Annotated in this window: 14 protein-coding genes; 9 read left to right on the forward strand and 5 right to left on the reverse strand. The window is 54.8% G+C overall.

What is annotated here, in order from left to right:
• Nucleotides 1-92: 92 nt before the first annotated feature.
• The 6 genes from ACIX8_RS01315 (at nt 93) to ACIX8_RS01335 (ending at nt 13,906) form a co-directional block, all read left to right on the forward strand.
• Nucleotides 93-1,496, forward strand: coding sequence for an FAD-binding oxidoreductase (locus ACIX8_RS01315; protein ID WP_014263504.1), 1,404 nt, complete (start codon nt 93-95; stop codon nt 1,494-1,496).
• On the forward strand, nt 1,493-2,245 hold the full coding sequence (locus ACIX8_RS01320; protein ID WP_014263505.1) for an SDR family oxidoreductase: 753 nt from the start codon (nt 1,493-1,495) through the stop codon (nt 2,243-2,245). Before ACIX8_RS01315 ends, ACIX8_RS01320 begins: the two co-directional genes overlap by 4 nt.
• Nucleotides 2,246-2,822: 577 nt before the next feature.
• The gene (locus tag ACIX8_RS01325; protein ID WP_044175965.1) at nt 2,823-6,386 is read left to right on the forward strand and encodes a carboxypeptidase regulatory-like domain-containing protein; all 3,564 of its coding nucleotides are present in this window, start codon (nt 2,823-2,825) and stop codon (nt 6,384-6,386) included.
• A 292-nt stretch (nt 6,387-6,678) separates the two neighbouring features.
• Nucleotides 6,679-8,178: a hypothetical protein gene (locus ACIX8_RS25490; protein ID WP_150110444.1), complete on the forward strand. Its 1,500-nt coding sequence runs from the start codon at nt 6,679-6,681 to the stop codon at nt 8,176-8,178.
• A gap of 53 nt (nt 8,179-8,231) precedes the next feature.
• Nucleotides 8,232-9,962: a hypothetical protein gene (locus ACIX8_RS01330; protein WP_014263508.1), complete on the forward strand. Its 1,731-nt coding sequence runs from the start codon at nt 8,232-8,234 to the stop codon at nt 9,960-9,962.
• A 665-nt stretch (nt 9,963-10,627) separates the two neighbouring features.
• On the forward strand, nt 10,628-13,906 hold the full coding sequence (locus ACIX8_RS01335) for a carboxypeptidase regulatory-like domain-containing protein (RefSeq protein ID WP_014263509.1): 3,279 nt from the start codon (nt 10,628-10,630) through the stop codon (nt 13,904-13,906).
• A gap of 178 nt (nt 13,907-14,084) precedes the next feature.
• Here the strand turns inward: ACIX8_RS01335 and ACIX8_RS26445 are convergent, their stop codons facing one another.
• A complete protein-coding gene (locus ACIX8_RS26445) occupies nt 14,085-14,369 on the reverse strand; it encodes an ATP-binding protein (protein ID WP_044175970.1) in 285 nt (94 codons plus the stop codon).
• Here ACIX8_RS26445 and ACIX8_RS01345 point away from each other — a divergent pair.
• Together ACIX8_RS01345 and ACIX8_RS01350 are read left to right on the forward strand one after the other, a co-directional pair.
• The gene (locus ACIX8_RS01345; protein ID WP_014263510.1) at nt 14,354-16,636 is read left to right on the forward strand and encodes a TonB-dependent receptor domain-containing protein; all 2,283 of its coding nucleotides are present in this window, start codon (nt 14,354-14,356) and stop codon (nt 16,634-16,636) included. The genes ACIX8_RS26445 and ACIX8_RS01345 overlap by 16 nt on opposite strands.
• A gap of 118 nt (nt 16,637-16,754) precedes the next feature.
• The gene (locus ACIX8_RS01350) at nt 16,755-18,080 is read left to right on the forward strand and encodes a histidine-type phosphatase (protein ID WP_014263511.1); all 1,326 of its coding nucleotides are present in this window, start codon (nt 16,755-16,757) and stop codon (nt 18,078-18,080) included.
• A 55-nt stretch (nt 18,081-18,135) separates the two neighbouring features.
• Here the strand turns inward: ACIX8_RS01350 and ACIX8_RS01355 are convergent, their stop codons facing one another.
• The 4 genes from ACIX8_RS01355 to ACIX8_RS01370 all read right to left on the reverse strand — a co-directional run bounded on the left by ACIX8_RS01355 (nt 18,136) and on the right by ACIX8_RS01370 (nt 21,721).
• Nucleotides 18,136-19,305: a zf-HC2 domain-containing protein gene (locus ACIX8_RS01355; RefSeq protein WP_014263512.1), complete on the reverse strand. Its 1,170-nt coding sequence runs from the start codon at nt 19,303-19,305 to the stop codon at nt 18,136-18,138.
• Nucleotides 19,302-20,273 (reverse strand): sigma-70 family RNA polymerase sigma factor, encoded by a 972-nt coding sequence (locus ACIX8_RS01360; protein ID WP_014263513.1) that lies wholly within the window; start codon nt 20,271-20,273, stop codon nt 19,302-19,304. The genes ACIX8_RS01355 and ACIX8_RS01360 overlap by 4 nt, the downstream gene beginning before the upstream one ends.
• Nucleotides 20,274-20,513: 240 nt before the next feature.
• Nucleotides 20,514-21,344: an SGNH/GDSL hydrolase family protein gene (locus ACIX8_RS01365; RefSeq protein ID WP_014263514.1), complete on the reverse strand. Its 831-nt coding sequence runs from the start codon at nt 21,342-21,344 to the stop codon at nt 20,514-20,516.
• Nucleotides 21,341-21,721: a winged helix-turn-helix transcriptional regulator gene (locus tag ACIX8_RS01370; protein WP_014263515.1), complete on the reverse strand. Its 381-nt coding sequence runs from the start codon at nt 21,719-21,721 to the stop codon at nt 21,341-21,343. Before ACIX8_RS01370 ends, ACIX8_RS01365 begins: the two co-directional genes overlap by 4 nt.
• Nucleotides 21,722-21,800: 79 nt before the next feature.
• On the opposite strand from ACIX8_RS01370, the gene ACIX8_RS01375 reads away from it, so the two are divergent.
• The gene (locus ACIX8_RS01375; protein WP_014263516.1) at nt 21,801-22,973 is read left to right on the forward strand and encodes an alkene reductase; all 1,173 of its coding nucleotides are present in this window, start codon (nt 21,801-21,803) and stop codon (nt 22,971-22,973) included.
• Nucleotides 22,974-22,980: the final 7 nt, after the last annotated feature.

Below are 22,980 nucleotides of genomic sequence, written 5' to 3' on the forward strand. Positions count from 1 at the left end.
TTGACATTTTATAATGGGTTGAACCACTCAGAGATACCATTTTCTCGTTCTTAACAACAACCTCTAGTCTCATCATCGGCTATCCTGTAGTCATGCCTGCCTCAGCCGAACTCCAGTTTCCCCCGGCAACCTCCGTCGATCAGGAGCCCCCCTTCGAGGGCGTGCCGCCGTTTGAGTCCTGGGGACGCTATCCCACCTACGGAGCGACGGTTGTCCCGCTGCACTGGCAGGGAGATTTTCCTCGGGCAATCGATGGAGTTCACCACGGGGCTTTAGCGGTAGGAATGGGACGCAGCTATGGCGATGTCTGCCTGCTGAAAGACGGAACACTACTCCAAACGACCTCGATGAACCGCCTCCTGGGGTTCGATGCAGCGACCGGATTGCTCACCGCCGAAACCGGCATTACCTTGGCGCAGATTCTGGATTTTGCCGTGCCGCGCGGCTTCTTTCTGCCCGTTACTCCGGGAACGAAGTACGTCACCCTGGGCGGGGCCATCGCCAACGACATCCACGGTAAAAACCATCATGCCGCCGGTACGTTCGGCAATCACATCACACAGTTTGAGCTGGTCCGCTCCGACGGTACCCGCATGCACTGCACCCCGACCCAAAACCCTGACTATTTTGCCGCGACCATCGGCGGCATGGGCCTTACTGGTGTAATGACCTGGGCGCAGGTGCGGCTCAAGCCCATCGTCAGCCGCATGATCGACTACCAGGGCATCCAGTTTCATGGCATCGACGAGTTCCTCGATCTCACCCAGCAGGCTGAGCACATCGAATACACGGTGAGCTGGGTCGATGTGACTTCGACAGGAAAGAACTTCTGCCGGGGCATCTTTATGCAGGGCGACCATTCTCAGGTGCCTGGGCCGCTCGAGCCATCGGCTAAACCCAAGCTCGTCTTCCCGTTTGAACTGCCAGGTTTCGCCTTGAACGGTGCGACCGTCGGCGCGTTCAATGGGCTTTACTTCAATAAGCAGATGAAGAAACGCGTGACGGCACTACAGGACTACGAACCGTTCTTCTATCCGCTGGATGCCGTGCTGCACTGGAATCGCATGTACGGTAAGCGCGGCCTGCTGCAGTTCCAATACGCCATTCCGTGGGAGCACGCACGCGAAGGGACGGTGGCTATCCTGACGGAGGTCGCCAAGTCCGGACTTGCCAGCTTTCTCGCTGTGCTCAAGGCGTTCGGCGATGTGCAATCACCGGGCATGATGAGCTTTCCCAAGCCCGGCATGACGCTCGCGCTTGATTTCCCCATCAAGCCGGAGAAGAGCTTTGCGCTCTTCGACCGCCTTGCGGAGATGACGCGCGAGTTCGGCGGACGACTCTATCCAGCTAAGGATGCTCGCATGACCGCGCCGCAGTTCCAGGAGTTCTACCCTCAGTGGGAGCGCTTCAGCCGCTACAAGGACCCGGCGCTGACCTCCAGTTTCTGGGAACGCGTCACCGCCGGCCATCCTGCCTCCAGGGGAGGAAGCCGATGACGAATCCTGCTCCGAAACGCATCCTGGTACTGGGTGCGACCTCTGGGATCGCCGAAGCCTGCTGCCGCCTCTGGGCCGAGCGCGGCGACAGCCTCTTTCTGGTCGCGCGCAACTCCGACCGGCTGGCTGCGGTCGCCGCGGACCTGCGCACGCGTGGTGCCTCTTATATAGATAGCGCTGTTGCCGATCTGGACGATACCGCCATCCACCCCGAGCTGCTGGCACACGCAATCAACTCGCTGGCGGGGTTGGATATTGCATTTTTCGCACTGGGAGTGCTGGGTGACCAGCAGAAAGCCGAGCGCGGCTTTGCCGAGGCCGGTCAGATTCTGCATACGAACCTCGTTGCTCCGGCCAGCCTGCTTACGTGGCTGGCGAACTACTGTGCGCAACGCCACTCCGGGACGCTGGCAGTGCTGTCGTCGGTAGCAGGAGAGCGCGGCCGCAAGTCGAACTACGTGTATGGTTCGTCGAAGGCTGGACTGACGGCGTTCGTCGATGGGCTGAGAAACAGGATCGACCGCGAAGGCGTACGCGTCATGACGATCAAGCCGGGACCGGTGAAGACGGCGATGACGCAATCGATGAAGGGCAGCAAAAAGTTTGCCGACGTCGAAAAAGTCGCTGTAACCCTGGTGACGGCGATCGATAAGGGCACGGACGTGGTCTATGTGCCGGGAATCTGGCGGGTCATCATGACAGTGATTCGCGCGATCCCTGAGCGCGTGTTCAAAAAGCTGAACCTGTAGGGCGGGATTCTGCTCTGGCTCTTCATTCGTTCTGAACGGGAAGAGGAACCTGCTATTCATCCGCAGGCTCAATGTCGCATCAAAATCTCTCTTCGCGACTACTGCAAGCTCCCTTCGGTTATTGAGTTCGCATCCGCAGCAAACAAACCGCCGACCTTCGGTATGGCAAACCATACTGGACCGCTATGGTGCGGTGACGCACTTCTGTTTTTTGTATTTTTATGTGTGATTTGAGATCTTGCCGCCCGGTCAATTCGCCAAATCTTCTGACAGTCATTTCAAAATCTATTGATATGGGCGTCATGAGTGGCCTCGATTGGAAAGCGGTTTGGCATGAGAATTGCAATTCTGCTTGGATAGCTGGGCCCCGACCTTTGAAGTTGTTCGTCGTTAACTGACCGGGCTTTCCTTGGTTCTTTTGTACCTTGACGTCCGATCTATAAGTTTTGGAGTCGCAAAAAGAATGAAACGGATCTTTAGCATCTTCTCCCCCTCCCCCGCCGTTCGACACTACAATTCACCTAAAACGTTGTTCGGAAGAGGTTCAGTTCGTCCTTTCCGTTCTTTCAGCTTCACGATGATGGCTGTTTTTGCTCTCGTGATGGCTGCGCCGTTCCTGCACAAAGGGGCCTATGCTCAGGGCATTAACACTGGAAACATCTCAGGAACTGTAGCCGACCAGACTGGGGCTGTTATTCCTGGTGCAGTGGTAACGGCTACGGATACAGCCAGGAATGTGAGCAGCAAAACGACCGCTGGAAGGGACGGCGGTTTTAGCTTTAAAGATCTGCCAATCAGTACCTATACCGTCGTGATCTCCAGCGACGGTTTTGTCACTCGCACTCTGAACAATATTCAAGTTTCCTCCGCTAAGGAGCAGGGGCTGGGTGTGCAGAAGCTGCTTCCTGGCAGCGCAGGGCAAATCGTGGATGTCTCTGCTGCCGCGAATTTGCTTGAAACAAGCCAGTCGCAGGTCACGACGACGTTCAGTTCTCAGCAGGTCTCACAACTTCCCCTCGCGGGCGGCTTCGATGAGGTGGCTCTACTCATCCCTGGCGTTGTCAATACAGGCGCCGATCGATTCTCCAACACCAACGGTGTCGGTTTCTCGGTCAATGGAGAGCGCGGACGCGCCAACAACTTCCAGATTGATGGCCAGTCGAACAACGATACGACGATCGCTGGTCCGCAGGTGTTCTTCGGGAATGAGGATGCTCTAGCCGAGGTCCAAGTCATCACGAACAGCTTTAGCGCCCAGTATGGACGTAACGCAGGTTCGGTGATCAACTACATTACCAAGTCCGGCAGCAATGCCTGGCATGGCTCGGCTATCTACAAATACTCAGGTAATTTCACCAGTTCACTGCAGCAGGGAACTTCCAAGGGAACACAGTTTGGGTTTTGCGGTCCAGGGCAGACACCTGACGCGGACGGTTGTGCGCCGACCGTTGTTCCTCGCTACGTAGACAACTATTATGGCGGCACTCTCGGCGGCCCAATTATCAAGGACAAGCTCTTCGCTTTTGGTTCTACATACTGGTACAAGTTCCGCGAATTTGGTGCTCTTACGACTAGCCAGGGTCAGGTCTTCCCAACACCCGCAGGACTCGCCACCCTCGCTGCCGCTTTTCCTAACAGCACTGGCATTGCTTATCTTCAAGAGCTAAGCCCGTACGCCGTGCCGGGCGGTAATCCACGCCAAGTGACTGCGGCCGCGAATGAAAGTGTGACCAGTGGCGGCAAAACGGTTTCGATCCCGATGGCCCAATTCGGCCGTCAGATCCCCTCACTTATAAGTGACCAGGAAGATCTGGGACGTCTTGACTGGCAGGCTACCCCCAAGGACCATGTCTTTCTCCGTTATCTCTATCAAGATAATCCAGTCACCCCCTATCAGACCGTCGCGAACGGCGGCTATGTCGACGTCACGGGCGTGACTCATTCGGTGGGCGCAGATATCACCCATACTTTCGGACCGCACTGGGTCGATCAGCTCCGTTATAGCTTCCAGCAGAGCAGCTCAGGCTTTCAGGGTGGTGGCTTTCCCACCTGCACGATCAGCTCTTTTACGAACTGCCCAACGAGCATCAACCAGCTCACGCTCGACAGTGGTGATACCTTCACCTCTCTAGGGCTTAACGCCGCCTTTCCGCAGGGGCGTGTAGTCAAGGTTGGGCAGTTGCAGGATATTGCTACTTGGTCGGTTGGGAAGCATGCGATTACATTCGGAGGTGAGTTTGACGATACACACGCGCCGAATGTCTTCCTCCCTAATTCAGCCGGAACCTACAACTTTGATACGCTAGACGACTTCCTTGGCGGCGGCTGCGCAACCTGCACCGTTGCCGTAGCGAAGGGCAATCCAACAATTCCGTTAGATGAATACGATGTGTCTCTCTTCTTTCAGGACGACTGGAAGGCTACCCCCAATCTCACCCTAAATCTGGGGCTGCGCTGGGAGTTTTACGGAGAGCCCATCAACAAAATCAATAGCGATACCGTGGCCCAGCAGACTGGCCCGAACCCCAACTGGAGTACGGCGCTGCCACTCTCTCAGACTACCGCCTCCCGCGTCAACAACTACTATAAGAACTTCGAGCCTCGCCTCGGTTTCGCCTACAATCCTGACTTCAATAGGAAGTTGGTGATCCGCGGCGCCTATGCCATCAACGTCGATCCGCAATTCCAGAATATCGTCGAGAATGTAGCTCAAGCTGCGCCGGCTGTCCTCGCCGGAGCCGTTAATTGCGCGTCCGGCAGCACGAACTGCTTCCCCTCGGGGCCGGCAACCTTCAACACGATTCAACAGCAGATTGCTACACAGCTCCCGACCGGCGGAAACCCTGGCCTGGACGCCCAATCCTTCGTTCCCTCGAACTTCCGCTTTCCTGTAGGCCAGACGTATACGCTGGGAGTGCAATATCAGATTCGCAACTCGGCCGTATTTGAGATTCGTTATGTGGGCAACCACACCAGCGGTCAATTTCAGTCGATCAATGCCAATCCGTATCTCGCGCCGGTCGCGGCTGCCTTCCCCAATGTGGTCAATCCCAGCAGTCTTTGCCCGGGCAGCGCCGCACTTGGCGGAGCTGATGCAGGGTTCCTGAACTGCGGCGAAACCTCTGTAGGCGCGGTAAAGAATACAGCTTTTTCCCAGTATCAGTCTTTACAAATGAACCTTACGACGCAAAGCTATCACGGTATAACCGCGACCTTCGCGTATACGTGGAGCCATAATATTGATAACTCCGACGAGGTCTATTCAAACGCCGGCGGCTCAAACCAGGGCGGCAGCACAATTGCTTATGCGCAGAACCCACTCGACATCAATCTCGGCGAGCGTGCAAACAGTTCGCTTGATTTCCCCAATGTTGCCAGCATTAGTTTCCTGTACGCGTTTCCCAAACTCCACACCGGCAAAGACTGGGCAGACAAACTGGTGAATGGTTGGAGCGCAAATACGATCTGGACCTATGCCAGCGGCCAGACCTATACCGACTATCAAGGAATAACTAACGGCTCTCCGGTAGCTAATACCGCAGGTTCGGGCTCGCTCGGCCAAGCGAATCCGGGTGACGCGCGGACCACTAACTCCTATAGCGATATTCCCTTTGAAAATAATTTTCTTGGTTTGGACATCGCTCGCCCAATTCTTTCCAATCCAAAGGCCCCTGCCGGCACCCTGGGCATTTACACCGACACCACGACTGCGGTCAGCGCGACTGGTGTCGCAACATACTCCGCACCAGTCCTTGTAGATTATGCGTCTGGCGCTCTGGTCTCTCCGTCGCAGGTTCACTTTATCGCAAACAATCAACTGGCGGCCAATATTCTGGGTAATCCTTATCCTGGTTCGGCACGCCACCTCCTGCGTGGCGATACCAGCAACAATGCCGACCTCAGCATTATTAAAGACACTAAGATCACCGGACGATTCACGTTCCGTCTGGAAGTAGACGCGTTCGATGTGTTAAACCGTGCCTTCTATGGAACTCCTGGCAACGAACTATCTAACTATGCATTTAGCGGCGGTTCATTCTTCAATAACTATTCTCAAAACCTTGCTTCCGGGAGCCAGAATTTGAATACCCCGGGAACGGGAACACGCAACCTGCTCTTCACGGGCAAGATCCTGTTCTAGTCTGGAACACCTTATTGTCGACTTCTTCAAAAGAAACGCCACGATTGTGCATACCACAATCGTGGCGTTTCTTTTGACAAATTTCATTGTATCGTGCAATTATTTTTCATTCGTAAAGAAGGTTGATGTCGTCGCAACAGAGAATCACAGCGTGGACATCACGCATTACAGGGGTGTTACCACGTTGAAACCATAACCAAAGTCACAAAATCCGGAATCAAAAGGGGAAATATCGATGCGATGCTATCGATTCAAGAGCTTACTCCTACCGGCACTCCTCATCGTGTTGGCAATGTCTACAAAGTCTTCAAAGGCTTCCACACAAACTACCCTCACGACCGGCACATCCTCAGTTGTGGGTGGGGGAACACTGAACTATGCCATCTCATCAACCCCAGGAAGCAGACTATGCGGCGCGCTGCCGCACCAGAAAACCGTCAACTATACGGTGGTTTTGTATAACAACTTCTCCTACACCGATACCAACGGGACAACTTCACAGATGAATGGCGGTATCCAGTATGTTTCTGTAAGCGGCATTACAGCTGACTGCAGTAGCCCTCTGCCGACTAGTGCGACACAACCCCTGATGCTAAGGGTACCTAATGGTCTTCCGATTTCATTTACGGGAAGTATTTCTGGCAGTAACGGAAGTGCCACCCTTGGGGCTATTGTCGATACATCCAAGGTGCTCTCTATCCTGTACGCAACCCCTGGAAACCTCAGTTCAGATTCTTTTACAAACACCAAAACAAATGGAACCGTTACAACGATTGGAAGCAGTTTCACGAGCGGACAATCAGATGCGTTCTCCCTCGGTTTTCTGGGATCTGGAACAAATGTCACCGTTGGAGCCTCAATCACAACGGGTCAAAGCAATGCTTTTACCGAAACCATTGCGAATGCGACTTCCGTGAGTAATGCATCGAATACCGGCACCAACGGATTAAACACCATAAACCATAGTCAGGATCTGTTTCTAATTTGGCTTAACCCTGAAGTCAGCCTTATTGGAAATACATATTCTCTACAGACGCAATATCAAAATGGCTTGGCAGAGTTGCCCTCCGTTGTTGAGGTAACCGCAGGTGCCATGCAATCAAACAACAACGCTACAACGGTCCCACTGACAATTTTGCAGAGACAATTTGACCCCGCTACCGGGCAGAATGATCTACCAGGGCTTGCAAGCATTTGTGCCGACCAAAGTCAATATGTCAATAACTGCTCTCAACAAGGTCAGTGCGGTTGCATGCCAAGTGATTTTGCTAAAATCCTTGCTAATGATCCCCTCTTAAATGGGAACCCAACTCTGAATGCCACAACTGCCACAAATCCTCTGAGTATCGATACATCGGGTGTTGCAGCCTGCTCGAATCCCACACCAGCAAATAGTTGCAGATACGTTCCAGTAAAAGAGAGCGGCAGTTCGGTCCAAATGACCACCCTTCTTGCAGGTCCTGAGTGCTCCGGATGCGACCGACCGATAAATAGTTACTCACAGACGGACAATTCGTCAACAACACAAACTTATAGTGAATCTCACTCCGAGACCGCGAGTTATTCGGCCAAGGGAAGTCTGCCTTTCGGACTAGGCAGTTTCACGAGCACGGATACCTGGACATGGACTGACACGGAGAGCACCGGAGCCATCGATGGCACGATGAACCAGATACAGTATTCCCTGTCTTCGAGCACAGTAGATTGCTCTCAGGAAGTATTAATTTATGAAGATACGACCTTCCATACATATGTCACACAGCAAGCCCCCGGCAATACCAGCTGTCCATAGTCCAACAGGGCGGATTCCAAGTTGAAGTGCAACAAACAACATCAAAAGCAGCTATGACTTACCCGAAATGGGCCATGGAAAAGCTGGAAAACAAGGAGCGTTTTCCATTTTCCCACGGCACGGCTGCGACGATGTCTATGAATCGATTCGAGATATTTGTTGCACTTCAACCTGGAACCCGCCCAGTCTTCAATGGCAGCGCCGCCATTGTCTACGACCGAACGGTCATCAACGCCATCAATTTTCTTCAGGATCAGATCTCGTATCTATTCGAGAACTCTCAGATTAATGAGAGTCCCAATGCAAATATAACTTCTGTTGACACGACGCTTGCAACGATTGCCCGGCTTGGCTCCGGTCTCTCTTATTCATCCACCCTGAACCCACCGCCTGCATCCGTTGCTGTTCCCTATACCCCGTTCGTAAGCGGTGGTGTACCGAACGGTGCGGCGCAGGGCCAGACGAACTTTATTATCAGTCAGAACCTGAAAGACCCTTATTCGATTTCGCTCAACGCAGGAGTTCAGCAGGAACTCCCCGGCCACGTGATCCTGAAGCTGAACTATGTTGGCCGGCTGGGTCGCCGTCTGCTCGCGGATGCCGATGCGGGGCAGGCGCTGGATTACCTCGATACAAGTTCCGGCCAGCAGATGTCTGCTGCCTTTGCCGCGGTTACGAGGCAGTTGCGTGCAGGAGGAACTCCCCAGAACGGTCTTGCAGCGCAGCCCTGGTTTGAAAATATCTTACCGGCGGGTGCTGGTGTGGCCAATGGCTTCGCCAACAACACGTCATGGGTAGCTTCCCTCATTGGTCAGCTTGGCAATCGAGGCGATCTGGCCGACGCGCTCGTTAACTTGGCCGGTCAAACCTATAATGGAAATCCTATCCTTCCCCTTAACGTGGGCTTGACCTCGCAGTTTGCGGCCAACGTCTATCTCACCAACCAGGGTTCCTCCAACTATCACGGTCTGTTGCTGACCATTAACAAGAACCTGTCGCAGGGCCTGCGCTTCGACTTCAATTACACCTGGTCGCATTCGATCGACAATGCCTCTCTGAGCGCCAATAACAACTCGTTGTTTAGCAACACAGGCCTCATTTGCACCCTTCTCAATCTGCGTACATGCCGCGGCAGTTCGGACTTCGACGTCAGGCAGGAGATTTCGTCGAACTTTACGTACGACCTGCCGGTCGGACGTGGCAAGCAATTTCTGGGCACAGCACCCCGCTGGCTGAATGAGGCGGTAGGGGGATGGAGTCTCTCCGGTCTTCCCAGCTATCGCACCGGTCTGGCTAATAACGTCTTCGCCGATGCATTCCTGGCCTCGGCTGACAATAGCTCTTATGCCATCTTCAATGGCAATAAGAATGATCTGAAGACCAAGATCAACATAGACCGGAGCACGAACACCGTCTATGGTTTTGCGGGTGGAGCTGCGGGTGCGACCAAAGCCTTGAACGACTTTACGGGTCCGGTTGGCTTCGAGTACGGCCAGCGCAACCTGTTCAACGGTCCGGGTGCGTTTTACTTCGACGCCGGTCTTGCGAAGACCTTCCCGATCGTCGGGGACAAGGTGAACCTGTTGTTCCGTGCCGATGCGTTCAACGTCTTCAACCATCCGGTCTTCCAGGCTCCAAACCTGAATATTGTTACCAATGCCTCACCGTTTGGCCAGATCACAGGTCAGATTACAGGCAGCAGTGCGGCTCAGGGCGGTGGCGGCATCGCGACGACAGTCGATGGTTCACGCGTCGCGCAGTTCTCGCTGCGTTTGGAGTTCTAACCGAACGCAGGTTTTGCGCATCCGGTCATTGGATACGGATGCCAGTCCAGGAGCCTGGTACGAATCCTTGCGGATCATCGCAGGGGTTCGTACCAGGCATTTTCTTTGTCTAAAAGAATGCTCGAAGCCTACCTCCACCGCGACGCCAATTCCTGAGCGCATCTTCAAAAGCTGAACCTGTAGGGCGATTCGCAGAACTCATGGCCTCATCATCTCTTCTGAAGGGGAGGGCGATTATCGGCCTATCGAAGCCGTCAAGGACTTGGATCCTGAAAGCCCGAAGAAGACTGCGAAGGAACCCTGATCGCCTTTGCAGTGGGCCTCTTTCCTGTGCAGCGCCTTGCTCTATCGAGCCGAATGACAGAAGTCTGGATTCCCCCTCAGCTCGAAATTCTATTTTCTGTAGCTACCTGTGTGATTCAAAATTTCATCGGCTGTTGAGGGTCGAAATTTTCGACGAGAATTTCAAAATCCATTCATATTGAGTGTTGTTAACAATGCTAGGGGATAGACCTGTTTGGCATGAGGATTGCTGTATATCTGAATAAAGCTTAATCAGGCCTAACTTGTACTCCAGCATCTTTCACGGAAGACTGGTTTATTTCCTTATTGCTCCGTTCGCCGGGGTCTATAAGTAGTTTCATTTTCGAGGAGATTTACTCAAAATGCGAAATTGGATCACGAAACTTGTCCTTTTGGTGCTCTTTCTGTCGGCACCTTTGCTGTTGCTTGCACAGGCAACAAACGGTTCGATCGCTGGCACCATCGTGGATACCACTGGCGCTGCAGTTTCGGGCGCGACGGTCACAGCCACTGACATCCAAACAAACATTGGGCGCAGTGCCACGACCAGCAAAGTGGGTGGTTATCGCATTGAATCAGTGCAGCCTGGTACCTATAAGATTGTCGTCACTGCCCCCTCGTTTGCTACAACCACGATTGAGCATATCGATGTCTCAGCATCTGTTGTCACATCAGCCAACGCGACTCTGGGAGTAGGCTCGATCAACTCTACGATTGAAGTTGCTGCAGTGACAGCTGGGCTTCAGACCAACAGTGGTGAATTGAGCGACACGCTTACGTTGAAAGAGGTTAGTACACTTCCGATCTCAAGCTTGAACCCTTACGCTCTCGCGACGACGTTGCCAGGCGTTACCACCGTGACTGCCGGCGATTTTACCAATGGCACTTCCTTCTCGGTCAATGGCAATCGCCCACGTGACAACAACTTCCTCATCGAAGGTTCTGACAATAACGACCAGGGGCTGCATGGTCAGGCGTTTCAACCAGAGAACCTTGAAGCTGTTCAAGAGGTCACCTTTCTCCTCAGCTCTTTCTCTCCGGAGTTTGGTGGTGGTGGCGCGGTTTCAAACGTACTTTTCCAGAGCGGAACGAATCATTTCCACGGTGCTGTTTTCGAACGGCTTCTCAACTCTTCGCTCGATGCCACGGACCACAGTACCGTTCTGAGCCTGCAGCAAGGATCAACAGCTGGCAAGCCAAAGACTCGCGAAAACCTTTATGGATTCCGCATCGGCGGTCCTATCTTTCGTGATCGGGCATTCTTCTTCGTGTCGACCCAGTGGGACAAGTTTCGCGGTACGTCAAACGCCGGTACCCTCACTCTTCCCACCGCGTCAGGTTACACTGCCCTCAATCAATTCGCTTCTAACCCGCGCATAGCTACTCTGGTGAAGGCCTATGCGGGCTTGGTCGGAACGATTAGCAGTGCTGCTACCTCCGTAAATTTGGGTAATGACCCTGTCACGGGGAATCCGCGCGGCACGGTCAATTTCGCCGGCGTGCAGCGTACACTGCCAAACTCCACAAATAGCCGCGAACTTGAAGCGACTAGCGATGTGAATATCTCCAGCGCCGATAAGCTTCGTTTCCGGTTCATCCAAAGCCCGAACGAAACTCCCTATGACACGGGTAACTTCCCGGATCAGCTTCCAGGCTTTGATACGCAGCAGAACGGCATCGTTTACAACGCGGGTATCACCGAAACCCATGTCTTCAACCAGCATCTGTTGAATGAGGTTCGTTTGTCGTGGGTTCGCATTGGTTTCAACTTCGACCTTCGCCCAGAAACCTATGCCAATCCTCTCGCGCTGGCACCAGCGGTCTCCATTGCAGGTATCACCGGGTATGGAATTCCAGCAGGTAGCGTGCCTCAAGGGCGTTCTCAGGATACGTACCAGCTTCAGGACGCACTAAGCCTTACTCTCGGCCGCCACTTCTTCAAATTCGGATTTGACGTTGCGGACATCCGCATCAAGGATGGAATTCCGTTCAACTTCTACGGATCCATTCCTTATCAGGCACAGGCGAATGGCTATACCGCGTTGGCCAATTATCTTGATGATTTCTCGGGATCGGGTAATGGCGATGCCACCATCAATTTCGGAAACCCAACCGCTCGGCCGGTAATTTGGGATCAGAGCTACTATGCGCAGGACTCGTGGAAAGCTCTTCCGAACCTCGAACTTGATTTTGGTATGCGTTACGAATACCACGGTACTCCGTTCAACTACCTTGGATTCCCTGGATTCGATGTAAACAATCCCGCTGCCTTCCCCTCCAGGGTTCCTGAGGTTGGAGACAAGAATAACTTCGGACCAAGAATTGGATTCAACTATCAGCCTGTTGCCGCTGGAAAGACCGTCATCAGCGGTGGATTCGGTGTCTTCTACTCCCATGTGTTCAGCAACATCATCGACAATATCCAAGGCAGTGCACCCAATGCCGCGGCCAAGTCGATTGTCCCTGGAACCACAGGTCGCGGTACCCCCAACTGGTCGTCCATTCTCACGGTGTGCCCCACCTGTGCAATTACGACAACAAGTGCGACCGCAATGGACACCTCAAACGTAATCAATGCTCATCTGCTCGATCCAATTACCTATGAATACAATCTGCGTGTTCAACATGAGTTGCCGGGTTCCTTCGTTGTTGCTGCGCAATATGTAGGCAATCGTACGGAGAAGGACTATGCAACGGAGGAGTTCAATCCGACAATTCCCGGTGCCACTCGTCTAGTGCCGACACGTGGTCGTATCATCCTGGAAGATAACGAAGCGGACTCGAACTACAACGGCGGTGAGCTTGATATTGAACACAGGTCGAGACATGGCCTCTCGCTTCGTGCCGCGTACACCTACTCCAAGATGCTTGACGATGGCTCCGAGATCTTTACCGATACGGGCAATGTCAATGGTTCTACCTATGCGGAGATCCAGAACACATCGCGTGCCAGAGAGTATGCCCCTTCGCTCTTCGATCACCGTCATCGCCTCGTAGTATCTGCCGTCTATACCCCTCCGACCTGGCATGCCCAAGGTGGAGCGCGGATAGCTGCGGCTATTGCTAACGGCTTCACCTTTGCAACCATCACTTCCTTCCAGTCCGGTCAACCTCAAAATGTGGAGATCGGATATGACTGGAACGGGGATGGCATCGGCAATGACCGTCCTATCCTGCTCAATAAGAGTGCTCCGATCACGAATTGGGCGGTCAAAGGGGAAGACTTCTTTGATGTTCCTGTCGGGACGCTGTGCGACGGACCTGAATTCTGGGCTACCAGTGATGGATGCCATGTTGTGAGTGCGGCAAATACTCATTGGGTCACCTCGAATTTCGGAACGACACAAGGTACCGTCTCGCGCAATGCGCTCACTACAGACCATACGGTCAATACGGATTTGACCATACAGCGTTCCTTCAAAGTGTTTAAAAATCAGTCATTTGATATCCGCGCTGAAGGGCTCAACGTCTTCAACCAGGCCAATACCGGCAGCTACAATGCAAATCTGATCACAGGTGTTCCGTTCAATGGAACTGATGAGTCAGGGAATGTCTACACGGGAGCCACTACATTTGGTAACCGTTACCTCACTAGTACGGGTGGACGTATTCTCCGTTTCTTTGCTCGTTATCAGTTCTAATCGGCTAGCTGTATGTCCATAACTAAAAGGCGCGCCCCATAGGGCGCGCCTTTTAGTTATGGTCGATTAATGGATGCAGTGGCTTCATTAATCTAGTTCAGCATGAACTCAAAAAGCGACAATAATGACTGTCCCATCTAGAAGCCGCGCTAGATCATGTTTATCTGTGTTATCTGCTTCATGCTGTTTTCGCATGTTGTGGCAGTTCAAACGTAAAACAGCTTCCTTGCTGCGGTGTACTGGCGACAAGGATGGTTGCACCATGCCGTTCGGCCAAAGCCTCGGCTAATGCCAATCCAAGTCCTGCGCCACCTGGCGAGAGCTGCGAAGTATGATTGCCGCGATAGAACCTCTTGAAGATAGAGGGCAGAGCCTCTGCGGGAATGCCGATCCCTGTGTCACTTACTGAGAAGAAGACTGTCTGCTCTTGCAGATAGGTTTTCAGCGGTGAATCTGCGCACAAAAGAAGCCACGGAACAACCCACCGTCAGCCTTTACAGTAACGGTGGCTATACCAACATTCTCAACGGCCGCGCCTCTTATGCAACGGGCGGTACTGTTGGCAAGCGCTTTGGAGTGACAAAGCGCTTCGGTCTTCTCGGCAATGCCGCATATGATTACAACGGCCGCGGCATCGACAATATTCAACCTGGTCTCGATCCACTTTCTACTTTCGCAGCGCCTTTCTACGACAACAACACGATCCGCGAGTATCGTTACTATCGTTATCGCTATGGTTTTGCGGGCAGTGCGGATTACCGGCTTAGCGAAAACGCCAGCATCTATGCGCGTGGGTTCTACTCAGACCTCAAGGACTGGGGCGATAAGTGGTACTACCAGCCTGTGTCGGCCGCTATCGATCCAGTAAAGGGATTGCCCAGCCCAACAGCTAATTCGCCATCCCCCAAGTTTTATACGTCCAGCAAGCGTCCTAATGCCTCCGTTGGAACCATCATTCTGGGTGGCAGAGATGTACAGGCCAAGCAGTGGATGTCCTACCAGATCTCCGCGTCGCGTTCCTACGAAGTAGATTCCGCGGGTAATCCCAAGGCTGATTTTTCGTGGGTAGGACCGGCTGTAAGCTGCAACTACGCTCCGGCAAGCCAGGCAGACCTGTATCACCCGCACTTTGGAACTTGCGATACTACCGGCAACTCGCCGCTGCTGAATTCAGCCAACTGGATCTACAAAGACATTACGATTTCGAAGGGCCTGAACGCACAGCTCAACCTGACAGCGCAGGCTTCCTATGCAAGAAACTACAACTCGAATGGGCACTTCGGAAACTTCGAGATGGGTTTCAAGTTTAGCAACGGTCACCAGAACCAGGACTCTACCGAGACCGTCTATGACGGCTGGTCTACGAAGGCCGGCTCGTCGACTCCTCTGATGAGCGCACTGCAAAGCAACTTTCATAACACGGACTACTTCAGCGGCAATTACTTTGGTGGCAACTTCGGGCCAGTCTCCGATTTCAACCTGGTCCAGGCCTATACCCTGCAGAACTTTGCCGGCTTCGTAGATGGGCAGAAGACCGCTGCCGATATCTATCCCAACCTCTTCCATACCATCGAGCGCATCACGTCCGGTTACGCGATGAACACGATCGACTTCGGCAAGCTGCATATCCAGACCGGTCTCCGCTTTGAGGCCACCCAAATGGATACCTTTGGCTATAACCTGACCTTCTACTCGGACCCTAAAGGTGGCGCAGCCAGTGTGCCTTGTGCCTTCCCTTTGCCTCTTACCCCTAAAGATTGTTACAGCGCGGTGGGCGTCAATAATAATCCCTCCTATCTCGATGTGCTGCCGAGCGTGCAGATGCGCTATGCGCTTACACCGAACTCCGCCTTGCGCGCCGTGTACGCTCGTGGAGTTGCCCGGCCTGATCCGTACCAACTGGTGCCTTATGTTTCAGAAGATCAGACAGCAAGCCCGGTCACGGTTGGTGTCGGCAATCCAAACCTGAAGCCTGAGCATGCCAATAACTATGACCTGTTGTACGAGGACTATCTCAATCCATTGGGTCTTGTTCAGGCAGGGTTTTTCTTCAAACAGCTGAATGCACCGCAGATCGAAACGGTACTGCCCGGCGGTCTCAGTCTCTCCAACTTTCCCGCAGGCTATTTTCCCGCGGCTTTGCAGACCGTTCTTGCGCAGTATCCTGGCGATTCGATCACTCAATTTGTAAACGGACAGAATGCCTGGCTCTATGGCTTCGAGCTCAGCTATCAGCAGCATCTGGATTATCTTCCGGGTCTGCTTCGTGGTTTAGGAATCTCCGCGAACTATAGCTACACGGCTTCGCGTGAGAAGGGCGTTCCTCTGCGTACCGATCACCCGACGCTGATCGACCAGTCTCCCAACACCTGGAATCTCAGCCCCACCTATGACACCAAGCGGCTCTCAGTGCGTGCGGGGCTGGCATACAACCAGGCGAGTCTCTTTTCTTATAACTACACCTCGCCTTCGCTGGTCAGTGGGTCCGATCCAAGTGGCCTGGGACCGAAGGGACCTTCCGGCGATGTCTACACTCTGACCCACTACCAGGTCGATGCGCAGGCGAGCTACCGCTTCTACAAGGGATTTAGTGCGGTCGTCTCCGGATTAAATCTCAACAACGAAGTCTTCGGCTACTACACAGGAAGCACGCAGTTCGTGAATCAGCGTGAGTTCTACAAGCCGACTTATACCGGTGGCATTCGGTATAACTTCGTGCGACACGAGTAACTCTGAATAGGTTGCTGCTTTGAGAGGACGAGCTGAAATCCGTCCTCTCAAAGTTCTTTATTCAGGAGCGTTTTCGCTGCATCGATAAAAGGTCAAAGGTTGTTTTCAGGAGAAGTACATGAAGTTGTTTCGTCCCTCTATCTCAGCATGCGCGGCTCTGCTATGCGTTCTATGGCAAAGCCCTGCTGAGATATCGGCACAGGCTACAAAATCCGCCGCTGGTTCGGGCGATACCCTCAAGCTTGTCGTCATCCTCAGCCGACATGGCGTGCGTTCTCCGACACAGGCAAATCCGCAGCTTGATCTCCTCTCTGTGAAGCCCTGGCCCCAGTGGACGGTTGCTCCGGGAGAACTTACTCCACGCGGAGCGCTGCTGCTAAGACAGTTTGCAACGTGGGAGCGAACACAGCTTGCCGCACAAGGCCTGTTGCAGCCGCAAGGCTGCGCTGATGCAGATCAGGTGTACGTTTACGCAGACTCCGATCAGCGCACCATCGCCAGCGGCCATGCGCTGGCCGAAGGTCTTATGCCGGGCTGCACGGTTCGCATCGATTCACTGCCGCAGGGCACAGAGAATGCGCTCTTTCATCCGCTGGCTGCGAAGGTGATTCAAGGCAATGCACAGCTCGCCGCCGCCGCACTCCGCGAACGTGTGCATGAGGATCCCTCCACACCTGCACGCGAGCATCAAGCTACTTTGGACGAGTTGCAACGCATCCTGAATAGCTGCGCAACACAGCCGTCCTCGTGTTCGAAGGTCCCGGCGGAGAAGGCAACGTCCGTGACTGGAATTGTTCCGACGATTACCTCAGGCAAGGGCGATCATCTTGCAGACCTGCGCGGACCGCTGTCTGTGGGGTCCAGCATGTCGGAGAACCTGCTGTTGGAGTATGCCGAAGGCCTGCCTGCGGACCAGGTCGGCTGGGGCCAGGTGCAGGAGCAGCAACTGGAGAGGCTGCTTTCGCTGCACACGGCTTACTTCGATCTTGCTCATCGCACTCCTTATTTTGCGCAGGTAGAAGCCTCCAATCTGCTCGACCATATTCGACGCACACTCGAACAGGGCGCGACCGGCAAGGGCATCGACGGCGCGATTGGGTCTGTAGGAGAGAAGGTCGTGATTCTGACGGGGCACGATACCAACCTTGCAGGGGTGGCGTCTTTGCTGGGCATTCACTGGAACCTGGATGGACGCCGCGACGATACTCCGCCGGGAGCAGAGATGGCCTTCGAGCTCTGGCAGCATGGCGACACGTACTCTGTGCGCGTTCGATACTCCTTGCAGACGCTGGCACAACTGCGTGCGGCGCAGCCACTTACTGCGGCGAACAAGCCCGCGTCAGAGATGCCTGAGATGTCTTGTAAGGATGCCACGGGGCAGTGCAGCCTCGCTGCCTTCGAGCAACTCGTGCAACAGGCTGTGAGACCGGAGTTTATTCGTTAGGCCGCTTATGCAATGCGGAGAAGCAACGGCAATACAAGGCCACAGGTAACACGATCTACTTCTGTTGCCAATGCACTCCATCGCCGCTGACCCAGACCACGCCAGCGTCTGTAGTCAGTTGAAAGCCTGCCGTTTGCACCTTTTGTTTTTGCACGACAGGCTGCTCAAGAGCCTGTGGCGAAAGCGCAAGCAGCATCACCTTCCCCTGCCACTGCGGCTTGACGGACTTCCAGTGCTTGCCGCCGTTTTTGCTGACGAAGAGTGCTCCTGCTGTATCTGCGGCAAGCATGCGCCGGCCGTTGGAGGCCGAGGCAGCCGAGGGTAGATTGCTGGGCAACGCATGCACCGTGTCGACAACTTCGTTCAGACTGTAGACAGGGATATTGGGGGCCGCGCTAACCTCAATGGTCTGGTTAGTGGCTTGAACCGTAGTACGTGCTTCGATAGGCAGCGTCTCCGTCGTTGTGGACTCAGCGGATATCTTCGCAGGTAGGGCAGGCGCAGGGGCTACCGCTGTTGGGTTCGATTTCGCAGCCAGATTGGCCGCTGCTTTTGCAGGCTGCAGCGGGGCTGCTGCTCTGTTGCGCAGTAGCATCCCTGTACCGCGTGTTTCGTCGTTGGCAACAGCGCCAGCCGACGCAGCTACAAAGTCGTTCATCGCTGTCGGCTTCGTAGTCTGGGGCGAAATGGCGGGTTCCGTAGTTGCACTCCTGCGTTTGCTGAAGCTGGAGATCGCATCTTCCGCTTTTCCGGAAGGAGTTGGTGCCACCGCTTCAGGAGCGGCAGCGGTCGGAGATACTGGAGCCGTTTTGGGCGAGGCTCTTCGCGGTGCAGGGGGCGCTCCTTCTGCTGGTGGCGCAACGGGCGGAAGGTTTGGGGCGGGTTCGACCTTCGCGTTCTCTGTCGTCGTGGGCGTTTGTGCAGTGCGGTACAGATGAAGCGATACGGTAACGATCAGCGCGCACGCCACAACTATCGTTGCTGCGCTGAGCATCGACATCGGGCTGAACCGGAACCACTCACGCCATGTTCGAACGGCCTTCGCTGGTGCAGGCTCTTCCGCTTGCTGGGTCTGCCGGGCAAGAAAGACGATCTGCCGGCAGTGCGAACACTCGGACAGATGTGCCAGGCTCTCCAGGCGCTCGTGCTCGGGCAGCACGCCTTCGAGAAAGGCGTTGAGCTGGTCCGCTTCGAGGTGCTGGCCGGGTTGGAGAAGATCGTTCATGTCTGCTGCTTGCCCGAGGGCTTTGTCTTATCGCCTTCTGTCTGATTGGAGAACGTTGGAGCTACCGAAGTTTGCAGCAGATTCCGCAAATTGATCGTGAGATCGCGCGGATCGGTTCCTAGTGCCTCTTCCGCGGCTCGCCTGCTCATGCCCGAGGCCTGCAGGCGTTTTAACAGTTGTTGATGCAATCCCGAGGTCAGCCGTTTCAGCTTGCGGCTGACGGTAGCCTCATGAACCCGCAGGAGTTGCGCGATCTGTAGCAGGGTTCGCTGGTCGAGAAAGTAGGCCGACAGCAGGAACCGGTCCTCGGGTGCGAGCGCGCGCAGGGCCTCCGCCAGCGAGCTGCCGAGCCGGGCAAGCATTTCAGAAGTGGGGGTTGGAGCCGTCGGCGCGGCGGCGAAGTCGGTGTCTTCGAGCGGAGCCTCGCGCCGGGTGCGGCGATGGTGGTCTACATGCCGCTGGGCGAGCGTTGTACGCAGCCAGCCCATCAGCGACCCTCGTCCGGAGTACGAGGCCAGGGGCGAACGCCGTTGGCCGTCGCGCTCGTTGAGCCCAAAGAGTTCGGAGTAGAGGGAATCGGCGAGGTCCTGTCCAAGCGAGGACGACCCGGTCATCGCAACGGCGGCCTGTGTGAGCGGAGCTCGAAAGCGCTGGAGAAACTGCTGCCACGCCGCATCGCGTCCCAGAGCGCAGGCATGCGCGAGGGCCAGCTCTCGAAGTTGCAACGAGCGATAGAAGGCTTCGATCTGCGTAGGAGTAGCGCTTGCGCCCTGAGGAAGGCCGTAGTTGTACTTCGCGCCGACAGTAAGTAACTTCTGTGCCAGCTCTGTTCGACCAAGTTCGAGGCTATCGGCTTCCGCTTCGCGCCAGAGAGCGTCGATCAGTGTCGCGGAAATCTGCGGCTCCGCGGCACCTTCTGCAGTGGCTGGCGGTCCCAATTCGACGGGTTGGGCTGAAGCAGAGTCCACGCCCTCAAGATACGTGAACGGAGGGTCTACAGCACAATGGATTTCGCGAAAGTCCTCTCCCGAGCTACGGTGCCGGGGGTGGACTCAGAGGCTAGAGCTGTAACGAAGAGATGCTCCGAGTCTGCGAGATACGAGGGTCGAGATACGAGTGAATCACTCGCCTCTCGCAACTCATTTCTCGCAACTCGGCGCAAAACCGAAGAACGCCACAGAGGCCGAGCGGGTGGCGCTCCTGCTTCATTAGCGAGACATCAGTTCGTCGTACAGCATGTCTCCGACAACCTTGCTCGCTGCCGTCGAGGGATGCGCCTCGTGATAGTAGAAATGTGTCGCCGGAGTGGAGCATGGCGTCGTGTCTTCGTTGAAGATCGATCGGCCTGCGCACTGGTTTGTTACATCGGTGAACCCATACTTTGAGGGGTTCTCCAGGATCGCATCAAAGAAAGCACCCCATTGACTGGTCCTCACCTCAGCCCCCATCAGCTTCGGACCTATCTCCGCGGGAATCCTCCTCAAGGCTGGGTTCAGTCGAACAGCCACTGCCCTGAATGCAGGGATCTTCTCCGGAAGGATTGCCACGGAAAAGCGGCGCGCGCCGACCGCGTATAGCGAATCGATCTCTCCCTCAAGATTGGCGACAGTCTGTTCTGTTGAAAGGCTGTGGTCGTTCAGTCCACCGGCGAGGAAGAAAAGTGTCGTTGCAGGATCGAACGAAACAGTGCCTGAGTGCACCATCGCGACGAACTCGGATACCTGGTTCTTCATCCCGAAGCCAAGCCATCCGTGCGGCACCGCCTGGCCCGGGTTCTCTCCTGAAGGGGCGCCGCTGACGGCGAAGTTGAGACTCTTGCCTGCGGAATCCGGCGTGTTTGAAGCCACCATCGTAAGCCCGAGCCGTTTCGCGAGATAGGCCACCGCCGTGGGACCATCGCTATCGACCCAGCCGCGCCCGATGTCGGAATAACTATCTCCGAAGACGTACAGACGTTTCGGGGGCTTCGCGGCAAAGGCTACATGGCACAGCAGAAACAGTCCCATGGCGGATAGAACACCGGTTCGTATTCTCTTCATCGTTCGGCGCTCCGTACGACTGCCTCACAGGGAAGAAGCTTCTCCGTCTCCTGAAGCTCTTCTGCGTGATGCTGTCCCCAGTCATAGAGAAGCGCCAGCAGCGGCTTCAGACTCATCCCCAGGGGCGTCAGAACATAATCGACACGCTGCGGTTCTTCTACAAAGTTTTGTCGAGAGACAAGGCCATGTTCTTCAAGCACCCTAAGTTGCTCGATAAGGACCTTCTGCGAGATACCGGCGATCTGATTTTCAAGCTCGCAGAGCCGCTTCGGACCATCCAGCAGGATATAAACAAGGACCGCCTTCCAGCGGCCGGAGATAACGCCCAGCGTTCGTTCGATCGGTAAACCCGGAAGTTCCTTGGTGATCTTCATCATGCTAACCAAATTGTGTGTAGATTGATCGACCTGTTGAATCTACTCTACCTCTTGTCGGTTGTTACGAGAGGAAGTACCTATGCCCACCTTATTTGATGCACCTACCCTTGGAAGTAGTCTCACCCTGAACAATCGCATCGTGATGGCGCCGATGACCAGGACGCGGACGTCAGAGGGCGATGTGCCGAATGCACTGATGGCAAAGTACTACGGTCAACGCGCCAGCGCGGGGCTTATCGTAACCGAGGCTACCGATGTGTCCGCGCATAGTAAGGGATATGCCTGGACTCCCGGCATTTATACGGATGCGCAGGTTGAAGGCTGGAAGCTGGTGACGGACGAGGTCCATCACAATGGCGGCAGGATCTTCCTGCAGGTCTGGCATGTCGGAAGAATGGCGCATACCTCCCTGATGCCCAATGGAGAGGCTCCGTGGGGAGTTACGGACGAAAAAGCGAGTGAGTCCGACGTCTTTGCCCACGACTCCGACGGCAAGCTGACCTTCATGCGGGCAAGTCCTCCCCGGCAGATTCAGGTAGAGGAGATCCCAGGCCTGGTGAATGAATTCGCCCTGGCTTTTAAAAACGCGAAGCTCGCAGGTTTTGATGGCGTGGAGATTCATGCCGCTAATGGTTACCTATTCGATCAGTTTATGAATTCGGCCCTCAATACACGCACCGATGAGTATGGTGGCGCAACGCCTGAAACGCGTACTCGCCTGCTTCTCGAGGTGGTGGATGCCGCGATACGGGAGCTGGGGGCCGGCAAAGTCGGTGTCAGGGTATCCCCTTTCGGGAGATACAACAGCATGCCGGCCGATCCGCATGTTGAAGAGACCTTGCTGTATCTATCCAGGGAGTTGAGCCGCCGCAAGGTTGCCTATCTGCATATGCTTTACCAGTTGATGCCTTCGGGGAATATGGAGGACAGCGAGTTCAACGAGACCCATCTTCGCGATAGCTTCGTGCGGAAGGTTCGAGAAGCGTTCGATGGATCGCTGATCTGGTGCGGCGGATTTAATAGGGATAATGCGCAGGTGGCCCTGGATACCGGCTGGGTCGATCTGATTGCCTTCGGCAGGCCCTTCGTCGCGAATCCGGATCTCGCAGTTCGCTTCAGAAACGATTGGCCGCTGGCCGAGTCTGACCGGTCGGTCCTGTACACCCGAAACGGAGAGAAGGGCTATACGGATTTTTCGAACTTCACTCTTCTTGAGAAACCGGGCCTCGGCTGGGCAATAGAAAAATCATGAACCATCA

This window comes from Granulicella mallensis MP5ACTX8 (assembly GCF_000178955.2).
GTDB classification, from domain to species: domain Bacteria; phylum Acidobacteriota; class Terriglobia; order Terriglobales; family Acidobacteriaceae; genus Granulicella; species Granulicella mallensis.

Excerpts from the sequence above, each read along its gene's own strand:
- ACIX8_RS01315 (WP_014263504.1), top strand. The coding sequence starts at position 93 with ATGCCTGCCTCAGCCGAACTCCAGTTTCCCCCGGCAACCTCCGTCGAT.
- ACIX8_RS01320 (WP_014263505.1), top strand. The coding sequence starts at position 1,493 with ATGACGAATCCTGCTCCGAAACGCATCCTGGTACTGGGTGCGACCTCT.
- ACIX8_RS01325 (WP_044175965.1), top strand. The coding sequence starts at position 2,823 with ATGATGGCTGTTTTTGCTCTCGTGATGGCTGCGCCGTTCCTGCACAAA.
- ACIX8_RS25490 (WP_150110444.1), top strand. The coding sequence starts at position 6,679 with ATGTCTACAAAGTCTTCAAAGGCTTCCACACAAACTACCCTCACGACC.
- ACIX8_RS01330 (WP_014263508.1), top strand. The coding sequence starts at position 8,232 with ATGACTTACCCGAAATGGGCCATGGAAAAGCTGGAAAACAAGGAGCGT.
- ACIX8_RS01335 (WP_014263509.1), top strand. The coding sequence starts at position 10,628 with ATGCGAAATTGGATCACGAAACTTGTCCTTTTGGTGCTCTTTCTGTCG.
- ACIX8_RS01350 (WP_014263511.1), top strand. The coding sequence starts at position 16,755 with ATGAAGTTGTTTCGTCCCTCTATCTCAGCATGCGCGGCTCTGCTATGC.
- ACIX8_RS01355 (WP_014263512.1), bottom strand. The coding sequence starts at position 19,305 with ATGAACGATCTTCTCCAACCCGGCCAGCACCTCGAAGCGGACCAGCTC.
- ACIX8_RS01365 (WP_014263514.1), bottom strand. The coding sequence starts at position 21,344 with ATGAAGAGAATACGAACCGGTGTTCTATCCGCCATGGGACTGTTTCTG.
- ACIX8_RS01370 (WP_014263515.1), bottom strand. The coding sequence starts at position 21,721 with ATGATGAAGATCACCAAGGAACTTCCGGGTTTACCGATCGAACGAACG.
- ACIX8_RS01375 (WP_014263516.1), top strand. The coding sequence starts at position 21,801 with ATGCCCACCTTATTTGATGCACCTACCCTTGGAAGTAGTCTCACCCTG.